Origin of the sequence: Phyllobacterium sp. SB3 (assembly GCF_040009165.1) — a bacterium.
Taxonomy (GTDB): domain Bacteria; phylum Pseudomonadota; class Alphaproteobacteria; order Rhizobiales; family Rhizobiaceae; genus Phyllobacterium.
Genome location: NZ_JBDYKI010000002.1, coordinates 81,429 through 102,716 on the forward strand (window position 1 = coordinate 81,429; position 21,288 = coordinate 102,716).

The following is a 21,288-nucleotide window of genomic DNA, read 5'->3' on the forward strand; positions in this document are numbered from 1 at the left end:
GCTGATGCCAACAATCTCAATATCGAGGGGAGGGTGTCATGGCGGTCAGTCCCAATCGGGCGCCCAGGGAACAAGGTTCTTGCCAACCACACGAAAACCGGTTGATGTCATGGCATCGATCTGTGCCATATGGATGTTGGAGAGGGTAAAGTCCATCACATCGAAATTGGCGCGGATGTTTTCAGGTTTGACGGACATGGTGTTGATTGGCACGCCCTTCTGCAAGATCCAGCGCAGGACAATCTGGGCAGCGCTTTTTCCATACAGGGCACCGATCTCGGCAAAGAGCGGGTATTTGAACACTTCGCCGCGCGCCACGGAGCAGTAGGACGAGAGTGGAATACCGGTCTCGACAGCCGCGTCCAGCAGAATGTCCTGATTAAGCAATGGCTGAAACTCCACCTGGTTTGTGATCAGCGGTTCATCAATGATCGACCGTGCCTCGCGCATCATTTTTGACGTGTAGTTGGACACTCCAATGTGGTCGGTCAAACCGCGGTTTTTCGCTTCGACCAGCAGCTTCAGCGAGGGAGCAATATTGCCATCCAGCGGCGGCCAATGAACAAGCAGGGCGTCGACGCGCTCGACCTTCAGATCTTTCAAGCTGCGCTCGACGGATGCTATAAATCTGGCTTTTCCGAAATTGTCTGGATGAACCTTCGTCGTGATACACAATTCGTCACGGGATACGCCGGTTGCCGCCAGAGCCACGCCGACATGTGCCTCGTTCCGGTACATCTGGGCCGTGTCGAACGAGCGGTACCCTGCATCGATGGCATGAGAAACCGCCGTCGAAAGTTCCTCGCCCTTGAGCGGGAAGGTACCAAAGCTTCTCTGATATGTTTTCTCGAAATAGATCGACATTGGTTCTTTCTCCCCGATAAAATTGCTTAACGCACTATTTGGTTACTTATTACATTGAACAGCCGGGATGCACAAGCGAAGGCTCCGGAATTCCGCCGAAGACCCTTCAGGCAGCAAAATGACCCGGATGGCCGGGGAAAATTCGTCAGGTTGCCTGATGCAGGTGGCAATTGACGGCAGTCGGGCAAATAGTATAATAACTATCTAGTTACTTATAAAAATATACCGGAGGAATGATGTCCAAGATTCGCACAGCTGCCGAAGCAGCATCCGCCATACCGGATGGCGCTGTTGTTGCTGTCAATTCCTCCAGTGGCCTGTGCTGCCCTGATGCTGTCCTGGCTGCCATCGGTCTGCGCTTCCGCAATGAGGGAGCACCGCGGAATCTGACAACAATCCATCCAATTGCCGCTGGCGATATGTTCGGTACGCCGGGGATCGATCATCTGGCACACAAGGGACTGCTTTCGACGATCATCGGCGGTTCCTATCCATCCGGCCCATCATCGGCAGAACCTCCATTGATCTGGCAGATGCTGGGCCGCAATGAAGTGGCCGCGTACAATGTGCCAAGCGGAGTGCTCTTCGATATATTACGGGAAGGCGCGAGCAAGCGTCCCGGCGTTCTGACCAAAGTGGGTCTCCAGACCTTTGTCGACCCGGATATTGACGGGTGTGCCATGAATGACGCTGCCCGCCGGAAAAAGATCGTCAGCAAGGTCGACTTTGATGGCGAGGAGTGGCTTTACTTCCCGGCAATCCAACCTGCTGTCTCGATTATCCGGGCAAGCACCGCCGATGAGCGCGGCAACCTGACATTTGAGCATGAAGGCGCTTATCTCGGCGCGATGGAACTGGCTTTGGCCGGCCGTAATTCCGGCGGCATCGTCATCGCGCAGGTCAAGCGTATAGCCCAATCCGGGTCGCTGCGTCCTCATGATGTGCGCGTTCCTGGCATTCTGGTAGATTACATTGTCGAGGCTCCCGAGCAGCTGCAGACCACGGCAACGCCATATGACCCTGCAATTTCGGGCGAGCTTTTCCGGCCACTCGACACATTCAGCATCCCGGAGTTCAACGTTGCAAAGGTGATTGCCCGGCGCGTTGCCGCTGAACTGGAAAAAGGCTGGGCGGTGAATATCGGTTTTGGTATCTCAGCCAATGTACCACGTATTTTCCTTGAGGAAGGCCGGCACGGCGATGTGACGTGGGTAATCGAGCAGGGCGCCGTCGGCGGCATTCCCTTGCTCGATTTCAAATTTGGCTGTTCATCCAACGCCGAGGCTTTCGTAGCCTCACCTCACCAGTTTGCCTATTTTCAGGCTGCCGGGTTTGACGCATCCCTGCTTTCCTTCCTGCAGATTGATCGCCATGGATCGGTGAATGTTTCGAAGCTGACAGCCCGCCCGCACGTGACTGCCGGAGCAGGAGGCTTTGTTGATATAACATCGCGCGCCCGCAAGATTGTTTTCTCGGGATACTTCAATGCCGGCGCGAAGTTCAGCATCGTTGACGGGAAACTTGTCATCGACAAGGAAGGCAAGATCGCCAAGATCGTCGATGAAGTGGAACATATCTCATTTTCCGGCCAGCGCGGCGTGGCACAGGGACAGGACGTTACATATGTCACCGAACGTTGTGTCATGAGGCTCACACCGAAGGGGCTGATGGTAACCGAGATTGCACCGGGCATTGATCTGCAGCGCGATATTCTTGACCGCGCGGGCACACCCTTGCAGGTTATCGCCAACCTGCCATTGATGAACCCGCAACTGTTCCACCCCGAAAAGTTCGGGCTTGATACGGCCGCGCGCGCCGCCTGACAATGACGAGTGGAGACAGCTTCGGATTGTCTCCATTTGCCAGGCTCAACGCCGAAGGACCATCAACTTATTCGTGCCCGATTGCACGATGCTTCCGGCCTGGTTGGTTACCTCGAGGGCAAGCCTCAAAATGCCTCGTTGCGGTTTTCCCGGAGCAAGCTTTTCCACAAGGCCGATCTTTACTGACAGACGATCTGCCACAAATACCGGTTGTAAAAACGTCCAGTTCCAACCAAGGGACGCCACAGCATGAAAAGTCGTTTCTGACTGGTTCTTCAATCCGTCGGCCAGCGCCAGCACCAGCAGTCCATGCGCAATGCGGCGCGGGAAGCCAAGCTCCTGCGCCGCACTGTCATCCATATGGATTACGAAAAAATCCCCGGACATTTTTGCAAAAGCATCAATCTGCTCACCTTGCAGCGTGATCGTTGGCGTTTCGTACCAGTTGCCCGGTTTGACATCATCATAATAGTATTGTCCGGGCGCCAGGCGCAGCGAAGGATCGCAAATCAGATTTTCAGTTTGCATTCAGACAAATCCTTCAGGCAGGCGTCGGTGCATCTTCCCGGAGAAAACCCTTTGTCTTGAGCGTGGACCAGAAGTCAGCCGGGATCGGATGGCTGAACCATTCCAGATTCCTGTTCAATTGTTCAACCGTCCGTGTGCCTGCCACAAACGATGGTATCGACGGATGCGCCACCACAAATTGCATTGCGGCAGCCGGTAACGGAACATCATACTCGGCACAGACAGCTTCAATGTCACGGACCCGGGTCAGAATTTCTTCGGGTGCCGGCGCGTAGTTATACTTGGCACCTTCGATTGCACCTGTTGCCAGAATTCCGGAATTGAAACCGCCACCGACAATGACTGCGGCATTGCGCTCCTGGCAAAGCGGCAGGAAACTGTCCAGCGATTCCTGCTCCAGCAGTGTATATCTTCCTGCAAGAAGGAAGCAGTCGAAGTCACGTTGCGTCAGCGCTTCGTGGCAGACTTCCCATTCATTCACGCCAACACCGATGGCTTTGACGACACCTTCATCACGCAACCGCGAAAGAGCTTTCCAGCATCCATCCATCGCCTGTCTGAACACTTCGGGCTGTTCATCACCGCGTGTGAATACATCGATGTCATGGATGAAGATGATATCGAGCCGTTCAAGGGCAAGACGCTGCAGCGAGTCCTCGAATGACCGCATGGTGCCGTCATAGCTGTAGTCGAAAATCATCTCATTGGCGGCCGCGTTGTTCCATGGCTCGAAATTGATTTCACTACGGCGTTTTGGTTTGAGAATGCGCCCGACTTTTGATGACAGCACATAATCATCGCGGTTTTCCCAGCGCAACCCATATCCGGTCCGCAGTTCTGCAAGGCCATGACCATACATAGGGGCAGTGTCATAAAAGCGTACGCCTGCATCCCAGGCGCATTCAATCATTGCTTCCGAGGTCGCTTCTTCGATTGGCCGGAAAATATTGCCGACAGGGGCCGTGCCAAATGCGAATGGCGTAACCTGAAGTTCTACGCGCCCGAATTTTCTTTTATCCGACGGTTTCATGCATTCCTCCCGTAAAGTAACTAATTGGTTATTTACACTACCTGGCACGATTGGCAAGTCTGCAGCGGATCTGGTGTTCCGCACGATAAAGGCAATTGCCGGTGTCACATGGCAAAAGACCACTCTTGACGGTCCAAATGGCTGATGATACGAAGTAACTAAATGGTTACATAAATATCAGGAGGATTCCCCGATGTACCTCACCGAAGGTCACAGGCAGGTTCAGGAAATGGCCCGGCAGTTTTGCGATCACGTCATTCGCCCTGCCGCTGAGTCGCTTGATCGGGACGAACGATTCCCCGGTGAAATTTACGAGCAGATGGGTGAACTTGGCCTTTTCGGAATTGGTGTGCCAGAAGCCATGGGCGGTCCGGGCTTCGATGTTCTTGCATACTCGGTGGTGATGGAGGAGCTGTCGCGCGGATATGCATCGGTTGCAGATCAATGCGGGCTGGTCGAACTGATCACAACGCTTCTTGTCAGGCACGGCAGCGAAGATCAACGGGCACAATGGCTTTTGTCTGCAATGACCGGCAAAACCAAAGTAGCCTACTGCATTACCGAACCGGAAGCCGGCACGGACGTTTCGGGTATAAGGACTACAGCCGAACGTGACGGGGCGGGATGGAAGCTCAACGGCGGAAAAATATGGATACATAATGCGCCCGTGGCAGATGTCGGCTTCGTGCTGGCACGAACCGACAAGGCTGCCGGTCACAAGGGCATGAGCATTTTCATTGTCGATTTGCATGCACAGGGCGTGGAGCGCGGGCCCAGGGAGCATAAGATGGGACAGCGGGCCAGTCAGGTCGGTGCGCTCAATTTTACCGATGTCGTTCTGCCGCCCGAGGCACTTCTCGGCGAAGAGGGCAGGGGCTTTCACATGATGATGAGCGTCCTTGACAAAGGACGCGTAGGCATTGGATCGCTCGCAGTGGGTATAGGGCAAGCGGGGCTGGAAGCTGCTCTTGATTATGCGCAGCAGCGCAAGCAGTTCGGTTCGCAGATCAGCGATTTTCAGGGTGTTCAGTGGCTGCTGGCCGATATGGCAAAGGACATCGAGGCATCGCGTCTGCTGGTTCACAGCGCTGCGATCAAAATCGACCGCGGTGAAAACGCGACCAAGGCCTGCTCCATGGCCAAATGCTTCGCGGGTGATATGGCTGTTGCAAGGACAGCAGATGCCGTGCAGATTTTTGGCGGCAGCGGATATATTCGCGGTTTCGAAGTCGAGCGGCTTTACCGGGATGCCAAGATTACGCAGATCTATGAAGGTACCAACCAGATACAGCGCATGATCATCGCGCGTGAGCTGGTCAGGCATGGAGCAAGGGGATGAGTTCAGCGGTCAAACACGCAGCCTTCATCACGGGTTCAAGTCGCGGGATTGGTCTGGCAACCGCGCTTGCCCTGGCGGCGAGAGGTTTTGATATTGCACTGAATGGGCCCCTTGATGATGCCGAGCTTGAAGCCGCAGCCGGGACTGTCAGGGCAACAGGCGCAAAGGTCGTCAAAATTGCCGGCGATGTCAGCCTCATAGCTGCCCATGATGACATGCTGGAACGCGCGGAATCTGTCATCGGCCCGCTGTCGACACTGGTGAATAATGCCGGTGTTTCGGTGCTCTCGCGCGGCGATTTGCTTGATGTGACAGAGGAAAGCTACGACCGTTGCATGGCAATCAACTCCAAGGCGCATTTCTTCATGAGCCAGGCCTTTGCAAAGCGGCTGCTGCAGCGCACTCGAAATGATGGCCGGTTTTACAGTATCGTAAATGTTACATCATCCAATGCTTCCGCCGTCGCGGTTCAGCGCGGTGAATATTGTGCGTCGAAAGCGGCTGCCGCGATGACTTCCAAAGTCTTTGCCGTGCGTCTTGGCGCACAGGAGATTGCTGTGTTCGATGTTCAGCCCGGCGTCATCGAGACAGACATGACAAAAGCGGTGCGGGAAACCTATCAGCGCCGCATTGACCAAGAGGGGTTGACGCTGCTGGCGCGATTTGGGCGCCCGGAGGATGTTGCCCGCATCATCAGGACCCTTGCTACCGGCGATCTGCCTTACACAACCGGGCAGGTTATCTCGGCCGACGCCGGTATGCTGGTCTCGCGATTCTAGGGAAAGCTCATGGATATTAAACTACCCGATCCCAAAGGTGTTCTGTCGCGTTATCAATTGACCGGAAGCCCGATAGAGACCAGTGCTTTCCCGCGAAACTTCAATCGCGTTGTCTTCTCGGCGGCACATGTCGTGGCCGACCCGTTCACGGCCAGTGACCCTTCGGGCCCGGCAGCGATTGACTGGGATGCAACCATGGCATTTCGACACCATCTTGATGGACTGGGGCTTGGTATTGCCGAAGCCATGGACACGGCGCAGCGCGGCATGGGCCTCGATTGGCCAGGTGCCCTGGAGCTGATTAAACGCACAAAGTCGGAGCTTCCCGACGCGTTGGTTTTCAATGGAGCGGGCACAGATCAGCTTGCAGTCTCCGATGCACGGTTGCTTGATGATGTGCGCCGTGCCTATCTTGAGCAAATCGAGGCGATCCAGAAGCTCGGTGGCAGAATCATTCTCATGGCCAGCAGGGCGCTTGCGAAAGTCGCCGAAAGTCCCGACGATTATATAGCGATCTATCGCGATGTTCTTGCTGCCTGTGATCAGCCTGTTATTCTTCATTGGCTCGGAGACATGTTTGATCCGGCTTTGAAAAACTATTGGGGAGCGTCGTCATTTGATGCTGCGCACGAAACCTGTCTGACAATCATTCGTGACAACAAGCCGAAAATTGACGGAATCAAGATTTCTCTCCTCGACAAGGACAAGGAAATCAAGGCGCGTCGCCTGTTGCCCGAAGGCGTTAAAATGTACACCGGCGACGACTTCAATTATCCGGAACTTATCTCCGGTGACGCGCAAGGCTGCTCTCATGCGCTGCTTGGTATTTTTGACCCCCTGGCTCCCGCTGCTGCCTATGCCATGTCGCAGCTTGCAGCCGGTGACAGGGCCGGGTTTCACAAGACACTCGATCCAACCGTGCCGCTTGCCCGGCTGATCTTCCGCTGCCCGACACAATATTACAAAACCGGTGTCGTGTTTCTCGCCTGGCTCAACGGCTTTCAGGATCACTTCATCATGTTGAACGGCCATCAAGCCATGCGTCCGCTGCCGTATTTTGTCGACCTGTTCAAGCATGCCGACGCATGTGGTCTGTTACGCAATCCTGACCTTGCAATAGAACGAATGCGCAAGCTGCTTGCAGTTTATGGTGTTCAGGATCATGCGTGATTTCACCGGCGACCATTCAGCTCTCGCTCTCAACACTGCAACCCTTGGCCACAATGTTGACGGGCATGGCGCTGGCTGGTCGCCGGAGCAGGTCATCGATGCCTGTGCGCAGCGCGGCTATGGCGCGATCACCTATTGGCGGCGTGAGATCGGGAAACGGGCCGTCGAGATTGGCGAACGCACACGTGCAGCCGGGCTTGCTGTCAGTGGCCTATGCCGCTCACCATTTCTCGTAGGACCGCTGGCCCCCCCGACGCGAAGCGCGGTACTCGATGATTTCCGTGCTTCGATAAGCATGGCGTCAGACCTCGGTGCTTCGTGTCTGACCATATGTGTCGGCGGGATCGTGCCGGGCTCGCATAGCATGACCGAGAGCCTGAAACAGGTGCGCGAGATCGTTGCCGGGGTGGCTGAGGAGGCACAATCGGCAAACGTCAAGCTGGCACTTGAGCCTCTGCATCCGGCCTATGGCGGCAATCGCTCGTGTCTTGTGACTGTTCGCGATGCGGTCGATATGTGCGAGCAGATCGAGCATCCCGCCCTCACTGTTGCCATCGATGTCTACCATGTCTGGTGGGATATGACGCTGGGGCAGGAATTGCTTCGCCTCGGCGCAGACCGGATTGCCGGTTATCACCTATGCGACTGGCTTGCGAATACGCAGGATGTGCTGCTTGACCGGGGCATGATGGGAGATGGTGTAGCGGACCTGAAATCTATTCGTGCTGCAGTCGAATCTGCCGGATACGAGGGGTACTGCGAGGTGGAGATATTCTCTGCGCTGAACTGGTGGAAGCGCGATCCGAATGAAGTGCTCGACATTTGCGTCGAGCGGTTCCGTTCCGTCTGTTGATCTGAAAATACAAGGAGTCCCCATGAAAGTCCTCGTACCGGTAAAGCGGGTAGTTGATTACAATGTAAAGATCCGCGTTAAGGGCGACGGTTCCGGCGTTGAGCTTGCCAACGTGAAAATGTCGATGAATCCGTTCGACGAAATCGCAGTGGAAGAAGCGCTTCGTCTGAAAGAAGCCGGCAAGGTCGAGGAAGTCGTGGTTGTATCAATCGGCCCGGCGCAGGCGCAGGAAACTCTGCGTACAGCGCTGGCCATGGGTGCGGACCGCGCCATTCTGGTCAAGGTCGACGATATTGTCGAACCGCTGGCTGTTGCGAAGATTTTGAAGGGCGTCGTTGAAGCTGAACAGCCGCAGCTGGTCATTCTCGGCAAGCAGGCAATCGACGATGATGCCAACCAGACCGGCCAGATGCTTTCTGCATTGCTTGGCTGGAGTCAGGGTACATTCGCTTCCAAGGTCGAACTTGGAGACAAGTCGGCCAAGGTAACGCGCGAAGTCGACGGCGGTTTGCAGACCATCGAGATCACGCTGCCTGCCATCGTCACAACCGATCTGCGTTTGAACCAGCCGCGCTATGCTTCGCTGCCCAATATCATGAAGGCCAAGAAGAAGCCGCTGGATGAGAAGTCTGCCGGTGATTATGGCGTCGACACTGCACCACGCCTCAAGGTTCTGAAAACTGAAGAACCGGGCGGTCGCAAGGCTGGCGTCAAGGTGAAGGACGTTGCGGAGCTGGTCTCCAAGCTCAAGAACGAAGCTGGCGTTCTTTAAGGAAAAGGATAAGGAAATCACATGGCTATTCTTCTTTTTGCCGAACACGATAACGAAACCCTTTCCGACCAGACCGCCAAGGCATTGACGGCAGCGCTTGCCATCGGTTCCGATGTGCATGTGCTGGTTGCGGGCAAGAGCGCCAAGGGCGTTGCCGATCAGGCTGCCAAACTTGCAGGCGTTAAAAAGGTTCTGCTCGCCGACAGCGATGATCTGGCCAACCGCCTTGCAGAAGCAACAGCAGCGCTGATCGTCTCGATTGCCGATGGCTATGACACGATCATTGCCGCTGCAACAACCAACGGCAAGAACATCCTGCCGCGCGTTGCAGCCCTGCTCGATGTTATGCAGGTGTCAGATATCATCGAGGTCATCTCGGCCGATACATTCAAGCGACCGATCTATGCGGGTAATGCTCTGCAGACGGTTCAGGCGACTGATGCCAAGAAGGTTATCACCGTGCGCACGGCAACCTTTGCCGCAGCCGGTGAAGGCGGTTCGGCTTCGGTTGAAAATGTTTCCGCTGTTGCCAATCCCGGTCTTTCGACCTTTGTCGAAGCCAGGCTTTCAGGCGGCGACCGTCCTGAACTGACTTCGGCGAAGATCATCATCTCGGGTGGACGTGCGCTTGGCTCTAACGAGAAATTCAAGGAAGTAATCCTTCCGGTCGCCGACAAGCTCGGTGCTGCGGTCGGTGCTTCGCGCGCGGCAGTGGATGCGGGGTATGCTCCTAATGATTGGCAGGTCGGACAGACCGGCAAGGTGGTTGCTCCGGATCTCTATATTGCCGTCGGCATTTCCGGCGCGATACAGCATCTGGCGGGCATGAAGGACTCAAAGGTCATCGTCGCCATCAACAAGGATGAAGAAGCACCGATCTTCCAGGTTGCCGATTACGGCCTTGTGGGCGATCTTTTCACCATCCTGCCGGAACTCGAAAAAGCACTTTGATCCCTGGTTTCAGTTCAATCAGGAATGTAAACTCCCTGCACAACAGCAAGTGCAAATGCGGGTATCGGCAAGCTGTCCCTGCGTATTTCCGGCCCTGCAACGTCCAGTTTGGGTGAAATCTATCCGCACATCTGGGTTTTGTCCGCGGGATCGCCTATCTTTCAGCCATGCTCGATTATGCGACGAAACCGTGGAAGAGATTGAATCCAGGAGTATTGGCTTCGGCGGTGCTGCATCTTTCCATAGGATTGCTGTTGTGGACCGGACTGTCATTCGAGGCAACACCAGCGCCGCCAGAGAACATCGAGGTCAAACTGGTACCACCACTTCCGGCACCTGAACCTGCAAAAGCCTCCCAACCGAAACCAGCGCCTCCACCCGCAGGTGGCAGTCCAGCTTTTTCTGCTGCCACAGCCAAGGTCGAGCAGAAGACTGCCGAAAAAGAGTTACCTCCGGTTACAAGCCCTGAGGCAACACCCGAACCGGATAATGCCGAATCGAAGCCGGAACCTGAAGAAGCAACAGAACCGCACAAGCCCATAGACGCCAAAAAACCTGTATCGCCTGATAGCACGATCCCGGCACCCGAAGAAAAACCACAACCCGAACCGGAGAAAGCCGCCGAGTCTGCAAAACCCAGGGCATCAGAGAAGCTGAGCAGTCTTGCTCCAGCCAGGCAACTTTTCTCGGAGGAATCTCTTTCAAGCTTTCGGGTCAGGCAGTCAGCCCGTAAAATGACGGCCAGAGATCGCATCAAGCAACTTTGCACAATCGAGGCGCTTGAGCAGGTGCGCCGTCAAAGGCCCGGCTCTTTTCCTGATTTGATTGTCCCGTACAGTCGGTCGGGCGAGGGGATTTCGGATTACGGTTTAAATGCCAGCGGGGGAGCTTTTCGCAGCAGGGGAGATTGGTACAATATCAACTTCAAATGCACTGTTGACAACAGCAGAAGCAGAGTTGTCTCGTTCAGCTTTGCGGTTGGTGGTTCCGTTCCAAGAAGTGAATGGGGTGGTCGCGGTCTGTTGATCGACTAGGGAGATGAGGGATGGCAAAGAGCATTACCAATCCAAAAGTGGATGCCTTTTTGAACAGGTCAACACAGTGGAAAGAGGAATTCGGGAAACTGAGATCAATCGCACTTGAATGTGATCTGGCTGAAGAGCTTAAATGGGGCGTTCCCTGCTATACTTTTGGGGGCAGCAATATCGTCCTCATCCATGGGTTCAGGCAATATTGCGCGCTGCTGTTTATTCAGGGCGCTTTATTGAAAGATACGGACGGCGTGCTGATCCAACAAACGAAAAATGTGCAGTCCGCGCGCCAGATACGCTTCACCGGTCTGTCCGAAATAGCCGCGATGAAAGCCATCATCAAGGCCTATATTCAGGAAGCCATTGAGATACAGAAAGCGGGCCTGAAAGTCGTTTTCAAAAAGACCGGAGAGTTTGCAGTTCCGCACGAATTTCAAGCCAGACTGGATAGTACGCCTGACTTGAAAACAGCTTTTGAAGCGCTGACACCGGGACGGCAGAGGGGATACCTTCTACATTTTTCGTCTGCCAGGCAATCCAAAACCCGTGAAGCGAGAATTGAAAAATCAATGCCGAAAATTCTCGACGGAAAGGGTCTGGATGACTAGCCGTCTGGAGAAATCGCAGCAAAAGCCTGAAGCCTTCGTGAGCAGGTTTGAATCTCAGCCTATCCTGCCGGGTTTTATCCAAGCTCAGTTGTTGGCATCACGCTCCCTGAAATTTTCAATAGCCCACTTACTCATCTGGTGGCTTGATCGCGATGACTCTCTGCGATGCGCAGGCTCTCGATTTGACCGCGCCACATGGCCGCGTGAAAATCCGGGCTGGCGGTTTGGGAACCATATCGGATTGATCATTGCCACATTGCCAGACCGATCGAGCGCCCATATCCCGAACGGACTGACTTACCACAGAGAAATTTGGATGAAGGGGCACCTGAAAACGATCATGCGCGAATGCAGCCACAACTCCAGCATGTAGACCCGCTATTTGGACCATGATCTGGATGTGAAAGTATTGAGCGGCGTCGCGGCGTTCTCGAAATACCATTCCTACAGACGGTTTATATCTATCTTCGTCCTTGCAACGCTGTGTCCAGCTTGCCCGTATGAAGCGCGCGACGAACATGTTCTTCCCGTTCTCGATTTGTAAGTGCTCCACGCCTCATATAACAATGTCCCTCATAGTGGATCTGTGAAATCACGGCCGGATAACAACCTTAACGCAGCCATCTTTCTTATCCCGAAAGGTTTTGTAAGCATCGGGACCTTCCTCCAGCCCAATCCGATGTGTGATCAGGAACGATGGATCGATCTCGCCATCGACAATGAGCTTCATCAGGGGTTCGAGGTAACGTTGCACATGGGTCTGCCCTGTCTTCATGGTCAACCCTTTGCCTACAAACGCTCCCATGGGTACGGTTACCGCATTGATGAAGACTCCGGGTAAGGAAACGGTCCCACCGGGTCTGCAGGCCATGATCGCCTGTTCAAGCGCATACGGCCGCTCCATGGCCGTAAATTTCGTCTCGAGCGACTCCACGATGCCCCCTGAGCCATGGCTTTCGAGTCCTACAGCCTCGATAACTGAATCCGGGCCTTGTCCATTGGTTATAGTGACGATCTGCTCCTGCAAATCGTCATCGGTATAATCAAGTGTTTCCGCCCCGGCCTGTCGCGCAAGCGCCAACCGCTCCGGAATTGTGTCAATTGCTATGACGCGCTGGGCACCCAGAAGGAATGCAGACTTGATGGCAAACAATCCAACAGGTCCACAACCGAACACGGCAACTGTATCGCCCCGTTGAATGTTGCAGTTCTCGGCAGCCTGGTATCCTGTCGGAAAGATATCGGAGAGAAACAGAACCTGCTCGTCGTCCAGTCCATCCGGCACTTTTATAGGGCCGACATCGGCATAGGGCACGCGAAGATATTCGGCTTGGCCACCAGGAAATCCGCCATACATATGCGAATATCCAAACAGGCCTGCGGTAGGGTAGCCGATTTGTTTGGCTTGTTTCTTGCCTGCGGGATTCGAGCGTTCACAAAGAGACCAGAGTCCTGACGTGCACATCCGGCATTGTCCGCAACCTATGGTGAAGGGCACCACGATACGATCACCGACCTTCAGTTTCTTGTTTTCTGAACCCACTTCAACGACTTCACCCATGGTCTCATGACCAAGGACGCCGCCAGACTCCATGCCCGACACAAAACCACCCATCAGGTGCAGGTCAGACCCGCAGATCGCACAGCTTGTTACTTTGATAATGGCGTCGTGGGGATCGAGAATTTTTGGATCGGGGACGGTTTCGCAGCGAATATCTTCTTTTCCGTGCCAGCAAAGTGCGCGCATGTGGGTTCCCTTTGAGTAATTGTTATCCCGAGGCCAACGGAAACTGATCTCAAAGGTTCCTCTTTTATTATCCGCGCTGACCCGATCAGCGCATAAGCCCCGCTGACTTCAAAGCACTTTCAATTCCCTGCCTGATGGCTTCAAGGTTTTTGCCTGTGCTCTTCGCTGCCGCAGTTTCTCGATCAAGGGCATCTTTCGCGGAGCGGGATATTTTGCGCTGATCCAGCAGATGCCATGAACTGGCGATTTGCCAAGTCGATGAAATGCCGACGTCCAGCATAAAGGGCCGGGCAGAACCCAGAGCGTTTTCACCATCACTCTTGATGGGAGTGCCATGCCCCATACCGGCAATGGTGTATGCTTCCAGCACTGTTTCACCTGCTGTATTCTGCCACTTTCTGACCTGATGCCCGTCGAGTGTAGATTTTAGAGCCGGCCTGTCCAACCCATGCAGACTGCCCCATTGCCCGATAATCGCCTCCATGTTGACTGGATCCACCGTCGTGTCGATACTGCCATGCCACACAGACACTTTCGGCCATGGTCCTTGGTGGCTGGTTGCCTGCGTGACATAAGTGGCAAGTGAGGCACCGTCCTCCAGGCCATGCCCCCGCATCCGGTCGAATGCCTGAGGAATGGTCGATGCTGTTCCGTAGGCAATTCCTGCAACGATAGCGCCGGAATTGAAAATCTCGGGATATGCGGCGAGCATTGCTGCGGCCATTGCTCCGCCGGCGGAAAGGCCGGTGACATAGATACGCTTTCTGTTGAGCGAATGTCTCTTCACAAGAATTTCGATCATCTGGGCGATGGAAAATACCTCGCCATCTTCACGCCTGGTATCGTTCTTTGAAAACCAGTTAAAACAGAGGTTGGGATTGTTTGTTCGCTGTTGCTCCGGATAAAGAAGTGCGAAGCCATATTCCTCGGCGAGCTTTGACCAACCCGACCCTATATCGTAGTCACTGGCCGATTGGGTGCATCCATGTAGTACAACAACCAGTGGAGCATTGGTTGCCAGTGTGTCGGGCATGTATGACCAGGCGTGCAACTGCCCCGGATTGGTTCCAAAATCGGTGAGTTGGACCAACCGGCCATTCTTGTTGGAATTGCCGGTCGATAACGCGATCCGGTGCTTGTTAAGCCGCTTGATCGTATCGGAAATCGTTCTCATTGTGCACCTCTTCAGCGGCAAATTGATTACACTGCTCCTGCAGTAATGCTGCAGATGCGAAATAGTTGCTGCGATGCACAATTATTCGAACTCAACTGAGCGTTATCCTTGGTTGGGGTCGTGGTCATCCCGGGGATCCCGTTTTAACTCCTGGAGCCGGCTTGTTTGCAGTTGGATAATCCCGTGGAACGATGTGCGCATTTGAATGTTATCTTCCAGTACACTGGAGGAATGTCATGACATCAGATCCGGCCAAGGCATGGGAAATAGCCGAAAGTATAAAAACCTGCTTTCTTCTGACGGGCCAAAAACAAATGCCGATGTCGTCCATGCCGCGCAAGGAGGAGGGAGCAATCTATTTCCTCACAGATGCGGGGAGCGAGAAAGTCGCGGATATCGACAAAGATGCTGGTGTGCAACTTTCCTACGCCAACCATTCGGGTAATGAATTCCTGTTTATTGAAGGCGAAGCAACCGTCTCGGACGATAGAGTGAAAATAAAGGATTTGTGGTCGCCCTTTGCCAAGGCTTGGTGGGACAGTCCTGACGATCCCGATATTCGTTTGATTACCGTCGTACCCAATTCAGCAGAGTTTTGGGATGGACCTCATTCGCTGGTGGCTGCTGCTAAAATGCTGTTTGCAGCCGCATCCGAAGGCCGACCCGACATGGGTGCTAATCGCGAAACAAATATCTAGACGCCATCAGGAGAAGGAATGTCAGACAGATTTGCGCTCGCTTGCGGAGCTAAGAATGCCGGTGAAGTCCACAAGATTGATTCAGTCACGGGAGCCGTCCGATTTCTTCATAGCCTGTGGCCTTGCAGCAAAGGCTATAAGCGGGCATTGGCAGAGCAGGCCTGCAGGCAAGCGTTGGCAGGTGACATCTCATCGAAAACGGCGAGAGGGACCTTTTCGAGTGCTAATCTGACATTAACGAGTGGTCGCAAGATTAATCGCAGAAGCCAAAAGTTTGCTCGGCATTAAATTATTCTAAATGGAGTTCTTTGCCATGATGAGAGCTGCAATCGTCGGTCCGTTGACGGAAGTCGAATATGAGAGCTCCGTGGAGCGACACGCGCATTGCATGGAAGCACTCCGGGACCGTTTTCTTGAAGAAGTCTCGACGAAAGAGATGCTGGCGATCGCGGATGAGGCGCAAATAGCTGGCTGGGGGCTAAAAGAAGTCCGTCAGGCAATTGATGCATTGGTGACTGAGCGAGCACGCCTGGCCGGAGCCGACACTTGCGATTAGCGCACTCAGGGTGTGGTCCATCCATCATTTCCACGTGGTCTGTATGTCTTGGGACATGGTTGAACGGAAAGGCAAGAAGTTTCGATATTGCCCCTGCGGGGACCTCAGTCACCGAAGAGCACGACCTCAATGGGGACATGTAGAGTTCGCATTTCAAGAAGGAGCCGCAGTTCACATCGCACGTTTGAAGCTATCCAGCCGGGATGGGGCCCGGAAAAAGTACGCCGAGCGCTCACATACTTGGTCGAAAATCTTCTTCGCGCGCCGCCGAAAATGGAGCGTTCAAGATCAATGAAAAGAAGGCTTGAGCTCGACGTATCATGCTGAGCCTGGACCTTATCTCCAAACCACGATCTCTTGGAACGAGCAATGTCAATGAAGACCGTAAAGAGTATTTCGCATAAACGCGCGGGCCAACCGGGAAGAGGACGCAATGCGCGGGCTCCGTCAGAGGTCCCGGCCATTGGATGGCTTGATGTTTTCTGGAGGGTGTACGCTGCCTTGTGGGAAGACCGCATTATGCTTATCGCAGCAGGCTCGACGTTTTATCTTCTGCTGGCTCTTTTTCCTGCGTTGACTGCATTCGTCTCGATCTATGGTTTTCTCGCGGACCGTACTACAGTAGCCGGCAATACTTCATTGCTTGCAGGCATTCTGCCGAACGATTCCGTCGAGTTGATCAAGTCACAGCTTGATGCTCTTGCCGGTCAAGATATTAAAGTACTTAGCTTCGGATTTTTTATCGGTCTGATGGTCGCCCTGTGGAGTGCCAACAATGGTGTCAAGGGAATCTTCGAAGCCTTGAACGTGGCCTACGGCGAACACGAAACGCGCAGCTTCATAAAACTTAACTTGATTTCGTTCGTTTTCACTTTCGGAGGCATGTTGTTTGGCGTGATACTGCTTGGGTCCCTCGGACTCATCCCTCGTTTGATGCTGGTCGCAGGCCTGGGCAGCTGGAACACCGTACTTGTCAGTTTGGCACGTTGGCCGCTGACAGGCTTGATTGTGATTGGAGCTATTTCTTTAATTTATCGATTTGGTCCTGATCGAGAGCAGGCAAAATGGCGCTGGCTTTCTTTCGGAGCGATACTCTCTACGTTCGTATGGATGGCTACAGCTGCCAGTTTTACGTTTTATCTCGCTAATTTTGCCGACTACAATGCAACCTACGGAGCTTTGGGTGCAGTAGCAGGACTGATGGTATGGATTTGGATTTCAGTCATCATCCTCATACTTGGAGCAGAATTGAATGCCGAGCTTGAACATCAAACTGCGGTCGACACGACCACTGGCGAACCCCTGCCAATGGGATATCGGGGAGCTGTTGTTGCCGACACCTTGGGTAAAGCTTCCAACGAGAAATATTGACGGGGCTCCATCACCAGGGCTTGTACCGTTCAGAAGCGATCCTCTGGTTACGATACTGATTGTAGTATTTCGCTCAGGTGTTTGCGGGGCCCGGAACCAACCTTGCCCGACATGGTTGCTGGTGGAGGGCGTGGTAGAGCCTGGTTGATCTGAAGTTACAAAAGATTGGATGAAAGACTATGAATGCTGCGAGCGAAGAACGGTCAGTTGCCCTGATGAGCATCGCAAACCGATACGGTATGAGCCAATCGACGGTAGAACACTTGCTCCAGGCCATAACTTCGGGCAGAGGCAGTATGGCTCAATTCAATCATCCCGAACTTGGTGGGTTGGGGCAGTGGTCCAGCGGAGGCATGCTTATGATTGGTGACATGTTCAACGCAGACCTGAAGAAGAAAGTTGCAGCTCTGTGCGCGGATGTCGCTCAATTGGTGTCAAAGGAGGATGATTGGCATGCTCCCCTAGGACAGAAGTCACATAACCGCCGGAGCGGAGATCGCTCTCGTTCGTCATCAGCGCAGGCCTGGCCAGACGGATTGGGGCAGGCTTCGTCGACAGGATCACAAAATGATCTTCATTACGCTTTTTTTCCGGAAAGCCGCAGACTCGCCATCAAGGACGGATCAAGCCTAACCCTCTACGACACCGAAGATCACCGGATCCAAGGTGTCTCTCAGCAGCAAAGCACAGCGCGTTCATTGCGATTTACCTCTCAAAACGGAGACGTTGATCTGTCAGATCTCAGGAAAGTTGCCAATTCCGAATGACGGCGTCTTATTTGAAAAGGGACTGCATATGGCTGTAAAGTACAAACTCGGCTGTGAACTCTCATATGAAGTGATCAGTCCAACTGTCTTCATTTTCAATCTTGAGGTCGCAAAACTGCAAAGTCATCGCGATTTGACAGAGCAGCTGACTATTACTCCAGACCATGTCCGCCGCATCTATGTCTCTCCTGATGTAAAGAACCAATATGTCAGCATCTGCTGCCAAGGAGGCCCGTTGCACCTGCACTATGAGGCCGAAGTGATGCTGGACGTATACAGAGCCGATCCAAGCCAAATATCTGAAACCCCGATCGTCGATATACCCCTCGATATAATGCCTTTTCTGCTGCCCTCACGTTTTGTCCCATCGGACAGGCTTGCAGCATTTGCCAACAAGGAGTTTGGGCATATGCAGAAAGGTCACGATAGGATCACGGCAATCTGTAACTGGCTGCACGAAAAGATCGAGTACCAACCTGGATCGTCAAACCAGCAGACAACGGCCGATGAAAGCTTGCTCCTGAGAGCGGGGGTATGTCGTGATTTTGCACATTTGGGAATTGCATTTTGCCGGGCGCTTGGAATTCCGGCCCGTTTTGTCAGCTGTTATGCACACGGTCTTGAACCGCGCGATTTTCATGCGGTATTCGAGGCCTACCTGGATGGGCGATGGTGGCTGTTTGACGCTACGCGCCAAGCTAATCTCGACGGATTGGTTCGGATCGGGGTCGGGCGCGATGCAGCAGAAATCGCTTTCGCGTCCCAATTCGGAGATATTGTTCCAGGTCCCATTCGAATAGTAATTGATCCGACAGAACCTGCAGTTAGTTCAACATTGCGAACAATTGATGCGATTTCTACCGCAGAAACTGCATCAAATGCTGGTGAGGAATAGAATATTTCTTCGAAGAAGCTAGTACCATCCCACCCAACTACAATCCCCGGTTCGGGGCAAACGACATCCTGGAGAACAGTGCCTGTCAGGTTTGACGAACTGATGATAGCCCGAAGAACAAGCCACCGACATTAAGGGATTGCTGGTGCGATCAACTGGCCAAAACTGCCGGCCCCCACATGCAAGCCGGTGCCAGACAAGGTGGCGTTGCGGTTGTCCTCCCCCAAAAGCGGAGCAAGCAGTAAACTTCGCCAACGGACAATGTTTGCATCACTTGGTGGCGCCGTTGATTAAAATGATTGTCTGGCCGTTTTGTTGATAACATTGCACATCATGACTTTGCGTCTGGCGGTGTAGTCGAACAAACAGCCCCGGCTTCTCGCGATGCCGGGGCGGGCTGATCAGCTGATTTATTTATCCGCCTAAAACTGCTTGCGAAAACCAATTGTCACTGCGTTGCTGCTAAAGTCCGTGCTTGATTTCGTACCGTCACGCGCAGTGAAGTCAAAATCGTCGGCTGCAGTGTAGCGATACCCGATATCAAGAGTGGTATTTTCGAACAGGCTGCTCCCGGAAAACACACCGATTTTTTGAAGATTGAAGCCGAGGCCCGCATCGACATGATAAGCAAACTTTGTATCGTCGTCATCGATCAGCGTTCCAACGCCGCCTACACCCTGTCTACTTAATTCAAGGTTCATCACACCCACACCACCGCCAATATACGGAGTGACCGCACTGAGGAACCCGTTATCGCCGGGTGCGGAGAGGGGGATATCAATATAACCGTTGACAAAGCCCTGGATGGTCCGCGCATCGCCATATGAATCGATGGAGTCAAAATCCACCCCGTCTGCGCTGTGCTCGTCAATGGACGCTGTACCGTATCCCACTTCCAGTTCAAGGCGTGGTGATACAAAACCCATTCGACCGAAATTATAGCCAGCGCGCAATGCGCTGTAGTACCCAACGTCATATTCGCTGTTTACGTTCACCAGACCACCGGCAACACCGAATTCGGTGTCATCAGAGAAAGTGGCTGCACTCAGTGAACCGATATAGAAACCCGATCCATTATCAATCACCACTTCTTCCACGGGCACCATATCAACTGCGTCGGCAGCCAAAGCACTTCCAATAAACGGAAGTGCCAGAACGCCTGCCAGTATATAACGTGAAGCATAATTCATGAGAAAATTCCTATCACCCAAGTCGGGCCGTGTGTGTGGAGGAGATTATATTTCGCTTGTTACGTACAACACTTTTCGAACCATTACGGATTAATCTGGTATTTGTAACCGGAGTGGTCGATTGAGAAAATAAAAGTTGCCAAACAGCCACATGCTTAAGTGTTTTATTTTAAAATTTACTTTCGCCTGCCCGATTCAATCAGGTGTCGCCAATGTGTCAACGCATTGTCATAGACAACGGTTCCACGCCTCATTGTGTTTCTGCAAAGGCTTGCCGCTCTGAAATAGGAAACCAGTACACACCGCGAGGCGCACCAGATCATTTCAATCCCAACCCTCACCGCTTGAAAGCGAGCACAACGGCATCTCGGTGCCTTCACGAGATGCCAGGTACCCATCGTTGTGGCTCACTCAACAGTTGTTTGACGGTCCGCTTAAAAACATGCCCCCCGGACTTAGCGGGACATTTCTGTTCAGAGCAACGACTGGAGCTCTAACTCCAGTCGTTTTCGTAGTTCTTCAGGCGGCTGCAATGGACTTCTCGATGTCCTGTATGGAATGTCCTGTCAAATCCTTTGCAATCTCGCCGATCAAAATCGTTTCCAGCTCCTTATGGTAGTGCTTGCGCAACTCTCCCAAGGCCTTGGGAGCCGCAATTATTACAAGGTCAGTGATTTTACCCTTCAATACGCGTCTGTTTAAAATTTCGGCGATTCCGCCAACGAAGTTATCCTCATCAGCTTGCCCTTGATCAGGATTTGCCGAACTGCTTTTTCGTCCACTGCTGGCGTTATTGCTTTCGGTATCAACATCGGCGTCAGGAAGAGGATCGTTGTCGTCACTGATATTCTGGAACAGATTGAATTTCTCGCCATCCGCAACCGCAACCGTCGCACCCTTTGGTATCTGCATTCTTTACTTTCTCCATGTCATACCCTGGCAAGTCGTGCCAACGGGCAAACCAGGGACCGTGGCAGAATTGCCAGCCCTCGATAGTCTAACGCTCCGGCGGGATATTCGATGCAGCAGGGATTGAAACCTCTGCATTTTATCGCAATCTGCTCGATTTAGCGCCTGACACCCTGCTTCAAAGTACGCCCGCATGCGATTGCCGGACCAATGAAGGTACTCGCGGGGTCGAA

The 21,288-nt window shown here is 53.4% G+C and carries 21 protein-coding genes; 14 read left to right on the top strand and 7 right to left on the bottom strand.

Annotation, left to right across the window (positions count from 1 at the left end):
• Window positions 1–45 precede the first annotated feature (45 nt).
• Window positions 46–864, bottom strand: coding sequence for an aldo/keto reductase (locus tag ABKW30_RS06865; protein ID WP_348597783.1), 819 nt, complete (start codon window positions 862–864; stop codon window positions 46–48).
• Window positions 865–1,100: 236 nt separating this feature from the next.
• Between ABKW30_RS06865 and ABKW30_RS06870 the strand changes: the two genes are divergently transcribed.
• The gene (locus tag ABKW30_RS06870; RefSeq protein ID WP_348598970.1) at window positions 1,101–2,687 is read left to right on the top strand and encodes an acyl CoA:acetate/3-ketoacid CoA transferase; all 1,587 of its coding nucleotides are present in this window, start codon (window positions 1,101–1,103) and stop codon (window positions 2,685–2,687) included.
• Between the two features lie 45 nt (window positions 2,688–2,732).
• Here ABKW30_RS06870 and ABKW30_RS06875 read toward each other — a convergent pair whose 3' ends face one another.
• The gene (locus ABKW30_RS06875; RefSeq protein ID WP_348597785.1) at window positions 2,733–3,215 is read right to left on the bottom strand and encodes a MaoC/PaaZ C-terminal domain-containing protein; all 483 of its coding nucleotides are present in this window, start codon (window positions 3,213–3,215) and stop codon (window positions 2,733–2,735) included.
• Window positions 3,216–3,228: 13 nt separating this feature from the next.
• Window positions 3,229–4,245, bottom strand: a complete 1,017-nt coding sequence (locus tag ABKW30_RS06880) for an aldo/keto reductase (RefSeq protein ID WP_348597786.1) — start codon at window positions 4,243–4,245, stop codon at window positions 3,229–3,231.
• Between the two features lie 193 nt (window positions 4,246–4,438).
• Between ABKW30_RS06880 and ABKW30_RS06885 the strand changes: the two genes are divergently transcribed.
• The 8 genes from ABKW30_RS06885 (at window position 4,439) to ABKW30_RS06920 (ending at window position 11,748) form a co-directional block, all read left to right on the top strand.
• On the top strand, window positions 4,439–5,584 hold the full coding sequence (locus ABKW30_RS06885; protein WP_348597788.1) for an acyl-CoA dehydrogenase family protein: 1,146 nt from the start codon (window positions 4,439–4,441) through the stop codon (window positions 5,582–5,584).
• Entirely contained in the window at window positions 5,581–6,363 is a 783-nt protein-coding gene (locus ABKW30_RS06890) for a 3-ketoacyl-ACP reductase (RefSeq protein ID WP_348597789.1), read from the top strand. Before ABKW30_RS06885 ends, ABKW30_RS06890 begins: the two co-directional genes overlap by 4 nt.
• 9 nt (window positions 6,364–6,372) lie before the next feature.
• The gene (locus tag ABKW30_RS06895; protein WP_348597791.1) at window positions 6,373–7,533 is read left to right on the top strand and encodes a dihydrodipicolinate synthase family protein; all 1,161 of its coding nucleotides are present in this window, start codon (window positions 6,373–6,375) and stop codon (window positions 7,531–7,533) included.
• Complete coding sequence (locus tag ABKW30_RS06900; RefSeq protein WP_348597792.1) at window positions 7,526–8,386, top strand: sugar phosphate isomerase/epimerase family protein; 861 nt, start codon at window positions 7,526–7,528, stop codon at window positions 8,384–8,386. Before ABKW30_RS06895 ends, ABKW30_RS06900 begins: the two co-directional genes overlap by 8 nt.
• A 22-nt stretch (window positions 8,387–8,408) precedes the next feature.
• On the top strand, window positions 8,409–9,158 hold the full coding sequence (locus ABKW30_RS06905; RefSeq protein WP_348597794.1) for an electron transfer flavoprotein subunit beta/FixA family protein: 750 nt from the start codon (window positions 8,409–8,411) through the stop codon (window positions 9,156–9,158).
• A 21-nt stretch (window positions 9,159–9,179) separates the two neighbouring features.
• The gene (locus ABKW30_RS06910; protein WP_348597796.1) at window positions 9,180–10,109 is read left to right on the top strand and encodes an electron transfer flavoprotein subunit alpha/FixB family protein; all 930 of its coding nucleotides are present in this window, start codon (window positions 9,180–9,182) and stop codon (window positions 10,107–10,109) included.
• 200 nt (window positions 10,110–10,309) lie between these two features.
• Window positions 10,310–11,143 (top strand): DUF930 domain-containing protein, encoded by an 834-nt coding sequence (locus ABKW30_RS06915; RefSeq protein ID WP_348597798.1) that lies wholly within the window; start codon window positions 10,310–10,312, stop codon window positions 11,141–11,143.
• An 11-nt stretch (window positions 11,144–11,154) separates the two neighbouring features.
• On the top strand, window positions 11,155–11,748 hold the full coding sequence (locus tag ABKW30_RS06920; protein WP_348597800.1) for a YdeI family protein: 594 nt from the start codon (window positions 11,155–11,157) through the stop codon (window positions 11,746–11,748).
• A 592-nt stretch (window positions 11,749–12,340) separates the two neighbouring features.
• On the opposite strand, the gene ABKW30_RS06925 is transcribed toward ABKW30_RS06920, so the two are convergent.
• Together ABKW30_RS06925 and ABKW30_RS06930 are read right to left on the bottom strand one after the other, a co-directional pair.
• On the bottom strand, window positions 12,341–13,495 hold the full coding sequence (locus ABKW30_RS06925) for a zinc-dependent alcohol dehydrogenase (protein ID WP_348597802.1): 1,155 nt from the start codon (window positions 13,493–13,495) through the stop codon (window positions 12,341–12,343).
• Between the two features lie 85 nt (window positions 13,496–13,580).
• Window positions 13,581–14,669 (bottom strand): PHB depolymerase family esterase, encoded by a 1,089-nt coding sequence (locus ABKW30_RS06930; protein WP_348597804.1) that lies wholly within the window; start codon window positions 14,667–14,669, stop codon window positions 13,581–13,583.
• 236 nt (window positions 14,670–14,905) lie between these two features.
• On the opposite strand from ABKW30_RS06930, the gene ABKW30_RS06935 reads away from it, so the two are divergent.
• From ABKW30_RS06935 to ABKW30_RS06955, 5 genes are all read left to right on the top strand, one after another.
• Window positions 14,906–15,367 carry a pyridoxamine 5'-phosphate oxidase family protein gene (locus ABKW30_RS06935; protein ID WP_348597805.1) on the top strand — a complete coding sequence of 154 codons (462 nt, stop codon included), beginning with the start codon at window positions 14,906–14,908 and terminating at the stop codon, window positions 15,365–15,367.
• A gap of 313 nt (window positions 15,368–15,680) precedes the next feature.
• Window positions 15,681–15,923 carry a hypothetical protein gene (locus ABKW30_RS06940; RefSeq protein ID WP_348597806.1) on the top strand — a complete coding sequence of 81 codons (243 nt, stop codon included), beginning with the start codon at window positions 15,681–15,683 and terminating at the stop codon, window positions 15,921–15,923.
• A 369-nt stretch (window positions 15,924–16,292) separates the two neighbouring features.
• Window positions 16,293–17,294: a YihY/virulence factor BrkB family protein gene (locus ABKW30_RS06945; RefSeq protein ID WP_348597809.1), complete on the top strand. Its 1,002-nt coding sequence runs from the start codon at window positions 16,293–16,295 to the stop codon at window positions 17,292–17,294.
• A 296-nt stretch (window positions 17,295–17,590) separates the two neighbouring features.
• The gene (locus tag ABKW30_RS06950) at window positions 17,591–18,061 is read left to right on the top strand and encodes a hypothetical protein (RefSeq protein WP_348597811.1); all 471 of its coding nucleotides are present in this window, start codon (window positions 17,591–17,593) and stop codon (window positions 18,059–18,061) included.
• Window positions 18,062–18,089: 28 nt separating this feature from the next.
• Entirely contained in the window at window positions 18,090–18,956 is an 867-nt protein-coding gene (locus tag ABKW30_RS06955) for a transglutaminase family protein (RefSeq protein WP_348597813.1), read from the top strand.
• A 422-nt stretch (window positions 18,957–19,378) separates the two neighbouring features.
• Here ABKW30_RS06955 and ABKW30_RS06960 read toward each other — a convergent pair whose 3' ends face one another.
• Both ABKW30_RS06960 and ABKW30_RS06965 read right to left on the bottom strand, forming a co-directional pair.
• Complete coding sequence (locus tag ABKW30_RS06960) at window positions 19,379–20,146, bottom strand: porin family protein (RefSeq protein WP_348597815.1); 768 nt, start codon at window positions 20,144–20,146, stop codon at window positions 19,379–19,381.
• A gap of 519 nt (window positions 20,147–20,665) precedes the next feature.
• Window positions 20,666–21,058 carry a host attachment protein gene (locus tag ABKW30_RS06965; protein WP_348597817.1) on the bottom strand — a complete coding sequence of 131 codons (393 nt, stop codon included), beginning with the start codon at window positions 21,056–21,058 and terminating at the stop codon, window positions 20,666–20,668.
• Window positions 21,059–21,288 lie beyond the last annotated feature (230 nt).

Coding starts and splice junctions, on each gene's coding strand:
- ABKW30_RS06905 (WP_348597794.1), top strand. CDS start 8,409: ATGAAAGTCCTCGTACCGGTAAAGCGGGTAGTTGATTACAATGTAAAG.
- ABKW30_RS06880 (WP_348597786.1), bottom strand. CDS start 4,245: ATGAAACCGTCGGATAAAAGAAAATTCGGGCGCGTAGAACTTCAGGTT.
- ABKW30_RS06950 (WP_348597811.1), top strand. CDS start 17,591: ATGGCTCAATTCAATCATCCCGAACTTGGTGGGTTGGGGCAGTGGTCC.
- ABKW30_RS06865 (WP_348597783.1), bottom strand. CDS start 864: ATGTCGATCTATTTCGAGAAAACATATCAGAGAAGCTTTGGTACCTTC.
- ABKW30_RS06965 (WP_348597817.1), bottom strand. CDS start 21,058: ATGCAGATACCAAAGGGTGCGACGGTTGCGGTTGCGGATGGCGAGAAA.
- ABKW30_RS06875 (WP_348597785.1), bottom strand. CDS start 3,215: ATGCAAACTGAAAATCTGATTTGCGATCCTTCGCTGCGCCTGGCGCCC.
- ABKW30_RS06900 (WP_348597792.1), top strand. CDS start 7,526: ATGCGTGATTTCACCGGCGACCATTCAGCTCTCGCTCTCAACACTGCA.
- ABKW30_RS06890 (WP_348597789.1), top strand. CDS start 5,581: ATGAGTTCAGCGGTCAAACACGCAGCCTTCATCACGGGTTCAAGTCGC.
- ABKW30_RS06925 (WP_348597802.1), bottom strand. CDS start 13,495: ATGCGCGCACTTTGCTGGCACGGAAAAGAAGATATTCGCTGCGAAACC.
- ABKW30_RS06920 (WP_348597800.1), top strand. CDS start 11,155: ATGGCAAAGAGCATTACCAATCCAAAAGTGGATGCCTTTTTGAACAGG.
- ABKW30_RS06885 (WP_348597788.1), top strand. CDS start 4,439: ATGTACCTCACCGAAGGTCACAGGCAGGTTCAGGAAATGGCCCGGCAG.
- ABKW30_RS06940 (WP_348597806.1), top strand. CDS start 15,681: ATGATGAGAGCTGCAATCGTCGGTCCGTTGACGGAAGTCGAATATGAG.
- ABKW30_RS06960 (WP_348597815.1), bottom strand. CDS start 20,146: ATGAATTATGCTTCACGTTATATACTGGCAGGCGTTCTGGCACTTCCG.
- ABKW30_RS06895 (WP_348597791.1), top strand. CDS start 6,373: ATGGATATTAAACTACCCGATCCCAAAGGTGTTCTGTCGCGTTATCAA.
- ABKW30_RS06930 (WP_348597804.1), bottom strand. CDS start 14,669: ATGAGAACGATTTCCGATACGATCAAGCGGCTTAACAAGCACCGGATC.
- ABKW30_RS06945 (WP_348597809.1), top strand. CDS start 16,293: ATGTCAATGAAGACCGTAAAGAGTATTTCGCATAAACGCGCGGGCCAA.
- ABKW30_RS06910 (WP_348597796.1), top strand. CDS start 9,180: ATGGCTATTCTTCTTTTTGCCGAACACGATAACGAAACCCTTTCCGAC.
- ABKW30_RS06935 (WP_348597805.1), top strand. CDS start 14,906: ATGACATCAGATCCGGCCAAGGCATGGGAAATAGCCGAAAGTATAAAA.
- ABKW30_RS06955 (WP_348597813.1), top strand. CDS start 18,090: ATGGCTGTAAAGTACAAACTCGGCTGTGAACTCTCATATGAAGTGATC.
- ABKW30_RS06870 (WP_348598970.1), top strand. CDS start 1,101: ATGTCCAAGATTCGCACAGCTGCCGAAGCAGCATCCGCCATACCGGAT.